The sequence below is a fragment of the Actinacidiphila paucisporea genome (assembly GCF_900142575.1).
Taxonomy (GTDB): Bacteria; Actinomycetota; Actinomycetes; order Streptomycetales; family Streptomycetaceae; genus Actinacidiphila; species Actinacidiphila paucisporea.
In genome coordinates, this window is sequence record NZ_FRBI01000024.1 from 66269 (window position 1) to 80755 (window position 14487).

9 protein-coding genes are annotated in these 14487 nt (G+C 73.2%); 3 read left to right on the forward strand and 6 right to left on the reverse strand.

Features of this window, described 5'->3' with window-relative positions:
* Positions 1 to 192 precede the first annotated feature (192 nt).
* From BUE44_RS27970 to BUE44_RS27980, 3 genes are all read right to left on the reverse strand, one after another.
* Complete coding sequence (locus BUE44_RS27970; protein WP_079190142.1) at positions 193 to 1725, reverse strand: MFS transporter; 1533 nt, start codon at positions 1723 to 1725, stop codon at positions 193 to 195.
* Between the two features lie 98 nt (positions 1726 to 1823).
* Positions 1824 to 3602: an FAD-dependent monooxygenase gene (locus BUE44_RS27975; RefSeq protein WP_073501787.1), complete on the reverse strand. Its 1779-nt coding sequence runs from the start codon at positions 3600 to 3602 to the stop codon at positions 1824 to 1826.
* Between the two features lie 214 nt (positions 3603 to 3816).
* On the reverse strand, positions 3817 to 4878 hold the full coding sequence (locus BUE44_RS27980; RefSeq protein ID WP_079190149.1) for an AfsR/SARP family transcriptional regulator: 1062 nt from the start codon (positions 4876 to 4878) through the stop codon (positions 3817 to 3819).
* A 585-nt stretch (positions 4879 to 5463) separates the two neighbouring features.
* Between BUE44_RS27980 and dxs the strand changes: the two genes are divergently transcribed.
* Together dxs and BUE44_RS27990 are read left to right on the forward strand one after the other, a co-directional pair.
* Positions 5464 to 7449, forward strand: a complete 1986-nt coding sequence (gene dxs, locus BUE44_RS27985) for a 1-deoxy-D-xylulose-5-phosphate synthase (protein ID WP_073501788.1) — start codon at positions 5464 to 5466, stop codon at positions 7447 to 7449.
* A 47-nt stretch (positions 7450 to 7496) separates the two neighbouring features.
* Positions 7497 to 8414, forward strand: a complete 918-nt coding sequence (locus BUE44_RS27990) for an aromatic prenyltransferase (protein WP_073501789.1) — start codon at positions 7497 to 7499, stop codon at positions 8412 to 8414.
* A gap of 87 nt (positions 8415 to 8501) precedes the next feature.
* On the opposite strand, the gene BUE44_RS27995 is transcribed toward BUE44_RS27990, so the two are convergent.
* Entirely contained in the window at positions 8502 to 9434 is a 933-nt protein-coding gene (locus tag BUE44_RS27995; RefSeq protein WP_073501790.1) for a sigma-70 family RNA polymerase sigma factor, read from the reverse strand.
* Between the two features lie 208 nt (positions 9435 to 9642).
* Here BUE44_RS27995 and BUE44_RS28000 point away from each other — a divergent pair, with 208 nt between their 5' ends.
* Positions 9643 to 11460 carry a protein kinase domain-containing protein gene (locus tag BUE44_RS28000; protein WP_073501791.1) on the forward strand — a complete coding sequence of 606 codons (1818 nt, stop codon included), beginning with the start codon at positions 9643 to 9645 and terminating at the stop codon, positions 11458 to 11460.
* 374 nt (positions 11461 to 11834) lie between these two features.
* On the opposite strand, the gene BUE44_RS28005 is transcribed toward BUE44_RS28000, so the two are convergent.
* Both BUE44_RS28005 and BUE44_RS39385 read right to left on the reverse strand, forming a co-directional pair.
* Positions 11835 to 13238 (reverse strand): cytochrome P450, encoded by a 1404-nt coding sequence (locus BUE44_RS28005; RefSeq protein ID WP_235002531.1) that lies wholly within the window; start codon positions 13236 to 13238, stop codon positions 11835 to 11837.
* Positions 13239 to 13373: 135 nt separating this feature from the next.
* Entirely contained in the window at positions 13374 to 14435 is a 1062-nt protein-coding gene (locus BUE44_RS39385; RefSeq protein WP_265737183.1) for a ParB/RepB/Spo0J family partition protein, read from the reverse strand.
* Between the last annotated feature and the right edge of the window lie 52 nt (positions 14436 to 14487).

Genomic DNA, 14487 nt, shown 5'->3' on the forward strand with positions numbered 1-14487 from the left:
AAGGCGCGCGGGGAAACACCCGTCACAGTGGTGATCGGCCGTTTCCCGCTGCTCCGGGCGCCTCAGCATTGATCAAGCCGCTTGGCCGTCACTGTTGGGCAACTTGGCACCGACTTGGCGGCGGCCACGAAAAGGCGGCGGACCCGGCACAATGCCGGGCCCGCCGCCGTCCGTGCGCGAGGGGGGAAGCCGTCAGGAGCGTGCTTTTTCGGCCGGTGCCGCCGGCTTGGCCGGGGCGCCGAAGGCGGGCGCGGGCAGCGGGCCGCCGCGCAGCAGCGCGGCGCAGACGACCGCGCCGACGCCGAAGATGGCGGTGCACCACCAGAAGACGGTGCTGTAGCCGTGGATCGTCGCGAGGTGGATCTGCGCGGCGGTGGGTTTGCCGTGCGCGTGGCTGCTCAGGTAGGTGCCGGCGGAGCTGGCCGCGATGGTGTTGAGCAGCGCGGTGCCGATCGCGCCGCCGAGCTGCTGCCCGGTGCTGATGGACGCCGAGGCGATGCCCGCGTCGTGCGGCGCCACGCCGGCCGTGCCGGTCCGCAGGGCCGCCGCGTAGATCAGGCCCATGCCGAGGCCGATCACCATGGTCGGGCCGAGCAGGGCGGCGGCGTAGCCCGAGTCGGGGCCGATCCTGGTCAGCCAGGCCATGCCGCCGGCGTTGAGCAGCATGCCGACGCCGATCAGCGGGCGCGGGCCGACCTTCGGCATCACCACGATGTTGCCGACGTTGGTCGCGACCGCGGTGACCACGACCATCGGCAGCAGGGCGACGCCGGAGGTGATGGCCGAGTAGCCGAGGTCGGTCTGCATGTAGTAGATGAGGAACAGCAGGACGCCGAAGGCGCCGACGCCGACGATCAGCGCGGTCAGGTAGGCGCCGCCGCGGTTGCGGTCCAGGACGACGCGGGGCGGCAGCAGCGGGTGCGGGGCGCGGGACTGCCAGAAGGCGAAGACGACCAGCAGGACGCCGCCGGTCGCCAGCACGCCCCAGGTGGTGGCCGCGTGCCAGCTGTGGGTGGCGGCGTTGGAGAAGCCGTAGACCAGGCAGAACATCCCGCCGGACGCCACGATCACGCCGGGGATGTCCATCTTGGCGCCGGTCCTGGGCTGCCTGGGCAGCAGCATCAGGCCGCCGACCAGCGAGAAGACGGCGAAGACCAGGTTGACGTACATGCACCAGCGCCAGTTGAGGCCGGAGGTCAGCGCGCCGCCGAGCAGCAGGCCCAGGCCGCCGCCGCTGGCCGCGACCGCGCTGAAGACGCCGAAGGCCTTGCCGCGCTCCTTGGGGTCGGTGAAGGTCGTGGACAGCAGCGACAGGGCGGTCGGCGCCAGCAGTGCGGCGAAGACACCCTGGCTGGCGCGGGCCGCCACCAGCATGCCGAAGCTGCCCGAGGCGCCGCCGACGGCGGAGGAGATCGCGAAGCCGCTCAGCCCGATGAGGAAGGTCTCCTTGCGGCCGACCAGGTCGGCCAGCCGCCCGCAGAAGAGCAGCAGGCTGCCGAAGCACAGGGCGTACGCGGTCAGGATCCACTGCTTGTCCGCGTTCGAGAAGTGCAGGGCCTCCTGGGCCGACGGCAGCGCGAGGTTCATCACCGTCACGTCGAGGGTGATCATCAGGTAGGCGGTGCAGATGACGGTGAGGATCAGCCACCGCCGGGAATCGCCGGGCGCCGACCCGGCCGCCCCCGAACCCGGTCCGGCCGCAGGGGCTGCGCTCCGTACTGACATGTTCGTCTCCTCCTCGCAGTTGGCGGACAGGCTCCGCTCGTATGACAGACCCGCGCGACCGGATGTGACCGGGCCCGGTCCGGGCGGAGCCCGCCGTGTCATTCGGCGGCTTCGTGGTCCAGGAGGTACGACAGCGCCTGCCCAAGGTCGTCCGCGGGGGTGTCGCCGGCGCCCGGGCAGCGCCAGGCCACGTGGTTGTCGGGCCGTACGAGGACGGCGCCCGCGTCGGTGATCTCCCGTACGGCCGCCCAGCCGCCGTCGGCGTCGGTGTACGGCGCCCCGTCGGCGGGAGAGCCGATGCGGGCCGTGGTGATCGGGATGGCGAACTTCTCGGCGACCTGCGCGGCCGCCTCGCACCACGGCGTGCCCTCGGGGCCGGTGATGAGGACGAAGCCGGTCCCGGAGCCCGTCAGGTCGTGGGTGGACAGGCGGCGGCCCTCGTGCTCGATCCAGGCGTGCGCCAGCAGGTGCCCGGGGCGGGTGGTGGGGTGGTAGGCGTCGCCCATCGGCGAGCGGGCCGGCGGCGGGGTGCCGTCGGGCAGGACGGCGCCGTCCTCGTACGCGAAGCCGATCTCCAGGTCGTGCGCCTGGCATTCGGCGCGGTGCGTGCCGAAGATCTCCGCGGCCCGTGCCCTGACGACCTCGCCGACCGGTGACGGGTCGAAGTAGGCGGCGAAGGCCGAGGGGCGGCGCTGGGGCGGGATGTGCGCGCCCAGGCCCACCGCGGCCTCGGTCATCAGCCGGTGGTGGAACCAGGTGGACAGGCCCCATTCGACGTTGCGCCGGCCCAGCGGGCGCCGCTCCGCCTCGTAGGTGTCGAGCAGGCTGTCGTGCGCGCGGCCCGAGACGACGGCGGCGAGCTTCCAGGCGAGGTTGTGCACGTCCTGGATGCCGCCGTTCAGGCCGAGGCCGGTGGTCGGCGGCTGGCGGTGCGCGGCGTCGCCGACGATCAGCACCCGGCCGTCGCGGTAGCGGTCGGCGAGCACGCCCTCGACGCTCCAGTGCGAGACCTTGTGCAGTGTCAGGTCCAGGTCCGGCAGCCCGAGGACCTCGCGGATCCTGGCGGTGACGGCCCGGTGGTCGGCGCGGTCCGCGTCGCCGAGGGCGAAGTGCAGGCCCCACTCCTCGCAGTCCTTGCCCCAACTGGGCCCCATCTCCAGCAGGGTGCTCGACAGGTCGGGGCGGTAGGGGTTGAGGAACCAGGTGATGATGGTGCCCTCGTGCCACCACCGCGACAGGTCGGCGGAGAAGTACGCGGTGGTCACGTCGGCCATCGCGGACACACCCTCCATCCGCACCCCCAGCGCGGGGCCGAGGGTGCGGCCGCCGTCGGCCGCGATGACGTAGCGCGCGGCGACCGTGGTGGTCCCACCGGTCGCGGTGTCGCGGATCTCGGCGACGACGCCGCCGGCGTCCTGGGTGAAGGACACCAGCTCGTGGGCTAATCGCACCCCGCCCGGATTGCGCCGCTCGGCCTCGGCGCGCAGGATCGGCTCCAGGCGGAGCTGCGGCAGCTTGACGGGCAGTACGGGACCGGCCGCCGCGTACGTCCCGGTGAGCGCGCCGCCGCCGAAGGCGTCCATCTCGTGGATGACCCGCCGGTCCAGCGGCCCCTCGCCGGTCAGCGTGGTCTGCCAGCGGACCCGGCCGAACCGCTCCGGCGGCGCCGCCCGTTCGACGACCGCCTCGTACAGGCCGTGCTGGCGGAAGACCTCCATCGTGCGCTGGTTGAGATAGTGCGCCTTCGGCAGTCGCGACGTGTCCGGGTGCCGTTCCACCAGGAGGTGGTCGACCCCGTGGTCGGACAGGAAGACGGACGCGGACAGCCCGCACCCGCCGCCGCCGACGATCAGAACCGGAACCTCGATAGCCGCCATGATCTGCCTTCCCTCGCATGGCGGCCCGGGCCGGAGGGCCCGGGCCGACGTGTCACGGGCGGTGCTGGGGGCACCCAGCATCGGCCGCGGGAGTTGGGCGGCACTGGTCGGCGGGTTGGCGCCGGCTTGGCGCCCGCAGGACAGGTCGGGACGACGCGAACTGCGGCTCGCCGCGTACGGGGGTGGTGCTGTTCAGGCGGACCCGGGGTGTGGCTCAGGCCGACTTGGCGACCACCCGGGGATGCGGGCGCCAGTCGAGGGCCGGGGCGTGGTTCAGTATCTCGTTCTCCAGGTGCTGGAGCGCCGGTCTGGGGTCGATGCCCAGCTCCTCCGCCAGCCGCTTCTGGTTGGTCCGCAGCACCCCCAGCGCGTCGGCCTGCCGGCCGGCCCGGTAGAGCGCCAGGCTCAGCAGCTCGCAGCCGTACTCGCGCAAGGGGTGGGCCCGCGTGAAGGCCTCCAGTTCGGCCACCGCCATCTCGTGGGCGCCGACGGCCAGCAGCGCCGCGCAGCGTCCCTCGACCACCGACAGCCGCAGTTCCTCCAGCCGGGCCACGTCCGGCCGCACGTAGGTGGTGTCGGCGACCTCCGCGTAGGCCTGCCCGCGCCACAGGGCGAGGCCCGCCTCGAACTCGCGCACCGCCTGCTGCGGTTCGCCCCAGTCCAGCGCCTGCCAGCCGGCGGTGGCGCGCTCGCTGAAGCGGTGGACGTCGACCTCGACGACCCGGCTGTCCAGCAGATAGCCGCGGCCGTAGGTCCGCAGCACCGTCGCCGGGGTACGCGGGGCGCGGGCGGGTTCCAGCACCCGCCGCAGGTTGGCCACGTAGGCCTGCAGCGAGGTGATCGCCGACGGCGGGGGCTTCCCGGTCCACAGCTCCTCGACGATCATGTCGACGGCCACCGGCTGGCCCACCTTGCTGACCAGCAGCGCCAGCAGGGCCCGCTGCTTGGGCGCCCCGGGGTCCACGAGGCGGTCGCCGACCACCGCTTCGATCGGGCCGAGCGCCCGGAACTCCGCCAGGGGCCGCGGGCCTCTGTCGCTGACGACGCGCGGCGGGGGCGGCGGTCTGAGGTCGACGTCTGCGCCGGAGCCGAAATGCTCTTTCAGGAACTCGTTGGTGCGCCGCAGCTCCCACACTTCGCGTTCCAGCTCCGCGATGCGGCGCGCATCACCGCTGCCGGTATCTGACGACCGCCCGCCATCAGTCTGCGCGGGGCGGCCGCGGGCTAAGTCCGCGCCGATGACAGGGGTATTGACGTTGATTTCCTCGTTCGCCATCCCGAACTCCCAACATCTCACCGCCTGGTCCGGGCGCCCGACCACGACCGGTTTGCGGCCTGGCAGGCTGCCGGGCATCTCGGCCAGGCAGTATCCGATCACCGAACGCTCCGTATAGCGTGCGCGAACGGTCTAAATGAGACGACATTTCAGAGCGCACTCACCACACGCGGGCAAGCAAGAGGTCACGCACCCTCGCATAGGATGCGTGACCTTGGACACGGTGCGTTGCCCAATACGGCAACCACGACTGGAGTTGTGCTGCTTTCTCTTTCCAATAACTGCACTTCGCGCCCCCGCTGCGCTACATTACCCAGTCAACCCGGGAGAGTGTAGCCGCGAAGTGATTGTCAGTCAAGGGTGCCAACAATCCACGGCAGAGCGCCAAATAGGCACTAATCCGGTGCAATGAAGATATCCCTTGCCCACCCTCCCACCGGCCGCCCGCGGGGTCCGGGAGACGGGGCCGGAGCACGACGCCGGGCACGTACAGTGACAGGAAACTGTCACGTGCCATGGTGACAACAATATGTTGCCGTGGGCAGCGGGTTGACCGTATTTCACCGCCGCCGGGAGTGTAGCCGTATGACACTCCTCGATTCGATCCGCGGCCCGCGGGATCTGCAGGATCTCGGGCCGAATGAGCTGACCTCGCTGGCCGCGGAGATCAGGAGCCGCTTGATCTCCACGGTGTCCGCGAACAGCGGGCACCTGGGCCCCAACCTCGGCGTGGTGGAACTGACCATCGCCCTGCACCGGGTCTTCGACTCGCCGCGCGACCCGCTGGTGTTCGACACCGGCCACCAGGCGTACGTGCACAAGCTGCTCACCGGCCGCCAGGGCGACTTCGGCACGCTGCGGCAGCCCGGCGGGATGTCGGGCTACCCGAGCCGGGCCGAGTCGCCGCACGACCACGTGGAGAATTCGCACGCGTCGACCTCGATGTCCTACGCCGACGGCCTCGCGAAGGCCTTCAGGCTGCGCGGGCAGCGGGACCGCACGGCGGTGGCGATCATCGGCGACGGCGCCCTGACCGGCGGCATGGCCTGGGAGGCGCTCAACAACATCGCGGCGGACCGCACCAACCGGGTGGTCGTCGTCGTCAACGACAACGGCCGCTCGTACTCCCCCACCCACGGTGCCCTCGCCGCGCACCTGGCCCAGGTGCGCACGACGCGGCGGTACGAGAACGTGCTCGACTCCGTCAAGTCGACGCTGCCGCGGGCCCCGCTGGTCGGCGCCCCGCTGTACGAGACGCTGCACGGGATCAAGAAGGGCATCAAGGACGTACTCCAGCCGCAGGTGATGTTCGAGGACCTGGGACTGAAGTACGTCGGCCCGATCGACGGCCACGACCAGGCCGCCGTCGAGCGGGCGCTGGCGCACGCGCGGGGCTTCGGCGGGCCGGTCATCGTGCACGTCCTGACCCGCAAGGGCCACGGCTACGCGCCCGCGGAGAACAACGACGAGGACCGCCTGCACCAGGTCGCGGCGGGCACCGACCCGCTGACCGGTACGACCGCCAAGGCGGCCGCGCGCACCTGGTCGCACGTCTTCGCCGACGAGATCCTGCGGATCGGCGCCCGGCGCGAGGACGTGGTGGCGATCACCGCGGCGATGCTGCACCCGACCGGTCTGGCGCCCTTCGCGGCCGCCTACCCGGACCGGGTCTTCGACGTCGGCATCGCCGAGCAGCACGCGGTGACCAGCGCCGCCGGCCTCGCCATGGGCGGCCTGCACCCGGTGGTGGCGCTCTACTCCACCTTCCTCAACCGCGCCTTCGACCAGCTGCTGATGGACGTGGCCCTGCACCGGCTGCCGGTCACCTTCGTACTGGACCGCGCCGGCGTGACGGGCCCCGACGGGGCGAGCCACAACGGCATGTGGGACGGCTCGATCAGCCAGCTCGTGCCCGGCCTGCGGATCGCCGCGCCGCGGGACGCGGTACGGCTGGCCGAGCTGCTCGCCGAGGCGCTGGACGACGCCTCGGGACCGACCCTGCTGCGCTTCCCGAAGGCCCCGGCCGGCGACGAGGTGCCCGGCCTCGGCAGGCTCGGCGGCATGGACGTGGTGGCCCGGCCGCGCGAGGGGACGGCGGTGGACGTGCTGCTGGTCGGCGCGGGGGTGATGGCCGGCGTCTGCGCGCAGGCGGCGGCCCGGCTGGCCGACCAGGGCATCGGCGCGCTCGCGGTCGACCCGCGCTGGGTCAAGCCGGTGGACCCGGCGCTGGCCCCGGCGGCGCGCGAGGCGCGGCTGGTGGTCACCGTCGAGGACAACGGCATCGCGGGCGGCTTCGGCGACGCCGTGGCCCGCGCGCTGCGCGAGGCGGGCGTCGACACGCCCGTGCTGCCCTTCGGGCTGCCGCAGGAGTTCCTCACCCACGACACCCGGCGGGACATCCTGGAGCGGGCCGGGCTGACCGGCCGGGACATCGCCAGGTCGGTCACCGAGGCGGTTTCGGGGCGCGACGGCGGCGAGGCGGTCTCGGGTCGCGACGGCGACGGCGCGGTCGACGCGGGGAGCCGCCAAGCCGGCGCCAACCGGCCGCACAGTCCGGCCCAAGGCGGGTGACGAATGCTGGGGCCACAGACCGTCACGATCGACGCGTGGAGGATGCAATGTCCGGAGCCGCTGAAGTCGAGCGCGTGTATTCGGCCATGGAGGAAGCGGCCGGACTGCTCGATGTCGCCTGCTCGCCCGAGAAGGTCCGGCCGATTCTGACCGCGTTCCAGGACGTGCTCTCCGACGGCGTGATCGTCTACTCGATGGCGAGCGGCCGGCACGCGACGGAGCTGGACTTCAGCATCTCGGTGCCGGCCGACCACGGTGACCCGTACACCGCCGCGCTGGCGCACGGGCTGATCCCCGAGACGGACCACCCGGTCGGCAATCTGCTCGCCGACACCCAGAAGGCGCTGCCGGTCTCGATGTTCGCCGTGGACGGTGAAGTCACCGGCGGCTTCAAGAAGACGTACGCATTCTTCCCCACCGACGACATGCCGGGCCTCGCCCAGCTGATCGACATCCCGTCGATGCCGCCGAGCGTCGCGGAGAACGCCGAACTCTTCGCCCGCTACGGCCTCGACAAAGTACAGATGACGTCGCTCGACTACAAGCGCAAGCAGGTGAATCTGTACTTCAGCAATCTCCAGCCCGAATTCCTGGCACCTGAGCCCGTCCTGTCGATGGTCCGCGAGATGGGGCTCGAACTGCCCGGCGAGAAGGGGCTGAAGTTCGCCCGGCGGTCGTTCGCCATTTACCCGACGCTCGGTTGGGAGTCGGGGAAGATCGAGCGGCTCTGCTTCGCCGTGATATCGACCGACCCGGGACTGGTCCCGGCGCCGGACGAGGCGGACCGCGCGCTCTTCTCCACCTACGCGAACAACGCGCCCTACGCGTACGCGGGTGAGAAGCGCACGCTCGTCTACGGCCTCACGCTCTCGCCGACCGAGGAGTATTACAAGCTCGGCTCGTACTACCAGATCACGGACATCCAGCGGACGCTGCTGAAGGCGTTCGACGCGCTGACCGACTAGCGGAACCGGAGAGCGGAATTCCGGCGGCGATTCCGCCGGGCGGTTGAAGCCAGGGGCGGCCTCCCGGAGGCCGCCCCTGGCCTGCGCTCAGGACATGACGATGTCGACGCCGGCCAGGTCGGCCCGGATGTCGATGGCACAGATCCTGTCGTCCTCGATGGTGAAGCGGAAGACGGCCCGCGGTGCGCCGTTCTGCACCCAGACCAGGCCGGCCGAGCCGTTGACGAGCGCGGGGACCGGGGACCAGACGCGGTTGAGGAAGGCGCGGGTGACGGCGTCGGCGCCGTGGATCTCGGGGGCGAAGCCGCCCACGTTGGCCTGGGCGCTCATGTTGATGGCGGCCTGGTCGGTGCGCACGACGATGTCCGGGTCGAGCACCGCGAGCAGCGCCTCGAACTCGCCCTCGCGGGAGGCCGCCAGGAAGGCGCGGACCAGGTCGGCCCGGCCCGCCTGGGCGACGGCGTCGCCCGCGTCGTCGAGGGCCCTGGCCCCGGCGCCGCCGTCCGCGGCCGTGTCGGAGGCCGCCTGCTGCACGCGGCGGCGGGCGCGGCTGGCCAGCTGGCGCGCGGCGGCAGGGGTGCGGTCCACTATGGGCGCGATGTCCTCGTACGGGACCGCGAACATGTCGTGCAGCACGAAGGCCAGCCGCTCGGCGGGAGTCAGGGTGTCCAGGACGACGAGCAGGGCGAGGCCGACGGAGTCGGCGAGCAGCGCCTCCTGCTCCGGGTCGGCGGTCCCGCCGGCGCCGTGCGCGGGGCCGCCCGTCTCCGGCACGTCCACCAGGTCCTCACGGCGCGATCTGCGGGACTTGAGCATGTTGAGCGAGACCCGGGCGACGATCGTGGTGAGCCAGCCGCTCAGGTTCTCCACGGCGTCGACGTCCGCACGGCTCGTCCGGATCCAGGCCTCCTGGACGGCGTCGTCCGCCTCGGCCAGTGAGCCGAGCATCCGGTAGGCGACCGCACGCAAACGCGGTCGGTCGGTCTCGAAGCGTTCGACCAGCCAGTCGTGTTCGTTCATCACGTCACATTCTCTCACCGGTGCCTGCGAAGGTAATGACGCCCAGGAGCCCGCCGATGTGACGAGAGGGCGCGTCACCGGCTGCCACACCCGTCACCCGGGGCTCCGCTCACCACTCCACCGACGATACGGGCCGGGCCCCCGGGCGCCACGGTGTCCCCCCTGCACCGGTCGCCCGCCGCGGAGGCCTTGGGTTAACCTGGCGCGCATGCAAGCGGGTTGGGACACCGACATCGATCTGGGCGGCAGTGGCGCCCTCCCGCTCGGCGAGCGCGATCCGCGGCGTATAGGGCGCTTTCCCGTAGTTGGCGTCCTGGGTTCCGGCGGGATGGGGCGGGTCTACCTCGGGGTGTCCGCGCCCGGGCGCTACGCGGCGGTCAAGCAGGTGCTGCCGGCCCTCGCCGAGGACGACGGTTTCCTGCGGCACTTCGGCGGGGAGCTGGACAACCTGGCCCGGCTGCCGGCCGGCGTCGGCGCCACGCTGCTGGACAGCGACCGTGACGCGCGCCCGCCATGGTTCGCCACCGCGTACATACCGGGGCTGACGCTCGCCGACGCGCTGCGGGCGCACGGCGGCCCGCTGCCGATCGGCGCGCTGTGGGCGCTGCTGCGGGACGCGGCCGCCGGCCTGGCGGAGCTGCACGCGCGGGACATGGTGCACCGCGGCCTCAAGCCGTCCAACGTCCTGCTGACCGAGGACGGCGTCACCCTCGTCGACTTCGGCGTCGCGCGCGAGGCGGACGGCAGCAGGCCGGCCAGGGCCGGCGCGGCCGTCGGCGCCCCGGCGTACACGGCGCCCGAACAGGCCTCCGGGAAGGAGCCGTTGACCGGCGCGGCGGACGTCTTCGCGCTCGCCGCGGTGCTGTCGTACGCGGCGATCGGCGCACCGCCGTTCGGCGAGGGCGCCGGGTCCGACGTGCTCGACCGGGTCCTGCACGGCGAGCCGGAGCTGGGGCCGGTACGCGCGGTCGACGCAGGGCTGGCCGACGTGCTGGCCGGGTGCCTGGACAAGGACCCCGAGGCCCGGCCCACCGCGGCCGAGGTGGTCGGGGAGGCCCGCAGGCGGGGGGGCAAGGGCGCCGGGGCCGCCGAGCTGTGGCCGGCGTCCGTACGGGACCGGATAGCGCTGCGGGCCGCCTTCGCCTCGACGGCTCCCGACCCCGACGCGCTCACCGCGCCGGCCGACCGGCCGGCGCCGCCGCCGCCGCCGCAGGACGCGTCGGCCGCCGGGCCCGACGCGGACAGGCGGCGCAGGCGGCGCAGGAAGGCCCTGCTGCTGGCACTGCCCGCGGTGCTGGTCGCCGGGGCGGTCCTGGCCCTCGTGCTCGTCCCCGACAGCGGCTCCGCGCAGGACTCGGCATCCCCCGGCTCCTCGGCGCCGGCCGCGTCCGGCCCCGCGACGCCCGGCCCGCGCACCTCGGCCGGTACGGTCGCGCCGGCGCCGTCCTCGTACGGCCCGTCCGTCGCCGACCCGGCGCGCCGGGGCGGCAGCGGCCTCACGGGCGGCGGCACGCCGGGCGCGCCCGGCCCCCTGGCGGGCACGGCCACGGCGACGGCCCCGGACGGGATCGGCGTGACGGGCGGCGCCCCCGGGTTCCCGACCCCCACGGCGACCTCGCAGACGCCCACCGGAACGGGCCAGGTGCGCAGTTACGCCGACGCGAAGTGCCTGGCCGACATGTCCTTCCTCACCGGCCACGCCCCGCAGGTCGCCGCCTGCGACTCGAAGAGCCCCTACGGCCCGGTGACGTACGGCTGGACCTTCTCCGCCGAGCCGGGCGGCGCCTTCCTGCTGGTCAGCCAGAGCGGCGGCTGCCTCGCCGTGAACTCCCTCACCAGCACCGCTGCTCTCGGCAAGTGCGACGGCTCGTCGGGCCAGCAGTGGCGGATCGGGACCGCGACCGCCCACGGCAGCACCTACCAGAACGTGTCGAGCGGCCGGTGCCTCGCGGCCTCCTCGGTCGGCAAGGCGGTGACCGACCCGTGCGACAGCGCCCAGGCGGGTCAGGTCTGGTACCGGCACTGACCGGTGCCGCGGCCGGCTCCCCAGCGGAACGGACCCGGCGGCCGCGCGTCATCGGGGGGACCCGGAGGGCTCGGCAGCGTCGGCCCGGATGATTCGACACCACTGCGGGCGCCTCCCGCCGAAGGCAGGGGGAAAGGTGCGGTGCCGGGCGTCGCAGACCCGGCAGGATCCGCCGGACAGGCCTAGGGCCTGTCGTGTGGATCTCCGTGGAGGAAGGAGCGGTGCTCGGTGCGTGCAGCTGCAAGGCGGAGGAAGGAGGCGACGCGGTGGGGGCACCTCCCGGCCGCCAGGCCAGGGGGAGTCGTCGACTGACGACAACGCGGCAGATGTGCGTGCCGGGCGCCGCGACGCCGCGGAGATCCGAACGACAGGCCCTAGCGGGGTCTGCCCAACCGCACCGGGAAGGTCTCGTAGCCGCGCAGGACCGCCCGGTCGCGGCGGGTGGGCGGTGCGGCCGGGGCGAGGTCGGGGAAGCGGGCGAGCAGCCGGGGGAAGGCGACGGCGGCCTCCAGGCGGGCGAGGCCGTTGCCGAGGCACACGTGGGCGCCCACGCCGAAGCTGAGCGGTTTGACCGCGGTGCGGGACGGGTCGAAGGTGTCGGGGTCGCGGTAGCGGGCCGGGTCGCGGTTGGCCGCGCCGAGCAGCAGGATCAGCCGGGAGCCGGACGGGACCGGCACGCCGGCCACCTCCAGGCCGTCCGCGAGCGCGACCCGGGAGGTGAGCTGGACCGGGGACTCGTAGCGCAGCACCTCCTCGACGAAGGCCGCCACGTCGCCGTCCGCTGAGCGGAGCCGGCGGGCGGTGGCCGGGTGGTCGAAGAGCGCGCCGAGTCCGTTGCCCAGCAGGTCGGTCGTGGTCTCGAAGCCGGCGACCAGCAGCAGGGTCAGGTTGGCGAGCAGTTCGGCCTCGGAGAGCCTGGCGTCCTCCGCGTCGCGGGCGGCGAGCAGCGCGCCGACGAGGTCGTCCTCGCCGTCCTCCCGGCGCCCGGCCCGCCGGTCGGCGATCAACGCCGTGAAGTAGTCGGCTAGTTCGGTAGCCGCCGCGTCGGCGGGCGCGAGTCCCTCCGGGTCGGACATGAATTCCAGCGCGGTCGTCAGGCCGGCGGCCAGCGTACGGAAGCGCTGCCGGTCGGCGTCCGGCACGCCGAGCATCTCGCAGATGACGGCGACCGGGAGCGGGAAGGCGAACTCCGCCATGAAGTCGACGGCCTCGCCGTCCGCGCGCCGCGCGCCGGTCTCGGCGAGGCGGTCGAGCAGCGCGTCCACCGCCGCCGTGATCATCGGTTCGAGCGCGCTGATGCGGCGCTGGGTGAAGACCGAGCCGATCAGCGAGCGCATCCGGGTGTGCTCGGGCGGGTCGCTCTCCAGGATCGAGGGTGCGAGCAGCGCCAGCGAGGCGTGCTCGGCCAGCCGCTGCGGGCTGATCTGCGCCCCGCTGACGCCGAAGCCGGTGCGCCGCAGCACCTGGTTGACCGCGTCGTAGCCGACCACCAGGAACCAGCCGTCGCCGATCCCGGATACCGGGCCGAGCCGGTGGGCGGCGGCGTACAGCGGGTACGGGTCGGCCCTGCCCTCGGGGGAGAGCAGTTCCATGGCGACGGTCACCGCGTCCGGCGGGGTCCGGGCCGGCGCGGTGGGTCCGTCACCCCCCGGGTCACCCTCGGGGGCCGGTTCCCCGGCCCGCTCGCGGGCTTCCCCGTGGGCCTGTTCGAGCGACGCCGCCAGGGCCGTTCTGCCCATCGGGGCCGGGCGGTCCGCCGGGTCCGGGGCAACGGCCATGGTGGCTCCTCTCCTTGACCGGCCCGGGGAATGCCGGTGCCGGTCTCGCCGAACTCGTGCGCACTCTTGCGAAACACTGTGTCGCTGTCAATACACATCGACGGTCCCGTCGCCGCGGTGGGGCGACAGCCCCGGTCAGCGGCGTTCGTCCAGCTCGTCGGCCAGCGTCAGCCACGCCGTCGCACACGCGCGGGCCAGGTCGGCGACGGGGGCGGACCAGTGGTCGGGGATGGTGCCGCCGACACCGCGGCAGGCGTCGAGGTCCACCGCGTGGTGGTGCAGCCAGCGCAGCGCCACCCGGCCGGCCTCACTGAACCGCAGCGAGGGGTCGCTCATCAACTTGGACAGCAGCGCCCTGCCGTCCACCCCGGGCCCGCCGGCCGGGCGGCGTACCGGCGGCGTGTCGGGCGCCTGCTCCCGTACCGGCTCCGGCGCCGGCGGGCAGGGCCGCGCGGCCGGGCCCGCCGGGTCAGGGGCCTTGCGGTATTTGGCCGGGACCGGATCCTCGCCCCGGTCGGTGCGGAGCCGTACGTCCCTGACGGTGGCGGGCGAGAGTCCGGTCGCCCTGGCGATCTCCCGCAGGCCCGCCTCCGGGCGCTCGGCGATCAGCACGGCCGCCTGACGGCGCTTGGCGGCGCTGTTGAGCGGCCTGACCCGGCCGTCCCTGCCGATGCGGTCGCGCGGCTGCGGGGACTCGGCCGCCGGGCTGGTGCGCAGTCCGGAGACGGTCTTGTCGGAGAGCCCGGCGGCCGCCGCGACCGCGCGGTCCGACCAGTTGGGGTGCAGGGCGATGATGAACTCGGCGGCGGTCCTGCGGTCCTGCGGGGACAGCGGCAGGCCGTGCGTGACGTTCGCCCGCACCGCGAGCACGAAAGCGGTGGCCGAATCGCAGTCCAGGAGCCTGGCCTTGATGACGGAGCGGCCGTTGAGCAGCGCCGCCCGCACCCGGTGCATCCCGTCGATCACCTGCATCGTCGCGCGGTGCACGAGAATAGGCGGCAGGTCGGCGATATCGGCCAGCGTCCGCGTGTGCACCGGGTTCTCGCCGCCCGACCGGGGCGAGCCGATCAGTACCAGATGTCTTATTTCCACGATGCGGATCGGATGGTTCTCCACGGACATCGCGGGCGCGGCCTCCTTGCGCCCGGTCGTGGCTCCGACATAGCCCTCGTCCGGCATCCGGACCAGATCCAACATGTTCCCAACCCCTCGTGTCCGCATGTGTTCGGGACATTGGAACGTGCCTGTG

Coding starts and splice junctions, on each gene's coding strand:
- BUE44_RS28005 (WP_235002531.1), bottom strand. CDS start 13,238: ATGGCCGTTGCCCCGGACCCGGCGGACCGCCCGGCCCCGATGGGCAGA.
- BUE44_RS27970 (WP_079190142.1), bottom strand. CDS start 1,725: ATGTCAGTACGGAGCGCAGCCCCTGCGGCCGGACCGGGTTCGGGGGCG.
- BUE44_RS27975 (WP_073501787.1), bottom strand. CDS start 3,602: ATGGCGGCTATCGAGGTTCCGGTTCTGATCGTCGGCGGCGGCGGGTGC.
- BUE44_RS28000 (WP_073501791.1), top strand. CDS start 9,643: ATGCAAGCGGGTTGGGACACCGACATCGATCTGGGCGGCAGTGGCGCC.
- BUE44_RS39385 (WP_265737183.1), bottom strand. CDS start 14,435: ATGTTGGATCTGGTCCGGATGCCGGACGAGGGCTATGTCGGAGCCACG.
- dxs (WP_073501788.1), top strand. CDS start 5,464: ATGACACTCCTCGATTCGATCCGCGGCCCGCGGGATCTGCAGGATCTC.
- BUE44_RS27990 (WP_073501789.1), top strand. CDS start 7,497: ATGTCCGGAGCCGCTGAAGTCGAGCGCGTGTATTCGGCCATGGAGGAA.
- BUE44_RS27980 (WP_079190149.1), bottom strand. CDS start 4,878: ATGGCGAACGAGGAAATCAACGTCAATACCCCTGTCATCGGCGCGGAC.
- BUE44_RS27995 (WP_073501790.1), bottom strand. CDS start 9,434: ATGAACGAACACGACTGGCTGGTCGAACGCTTCGAGACCGACCGACCG.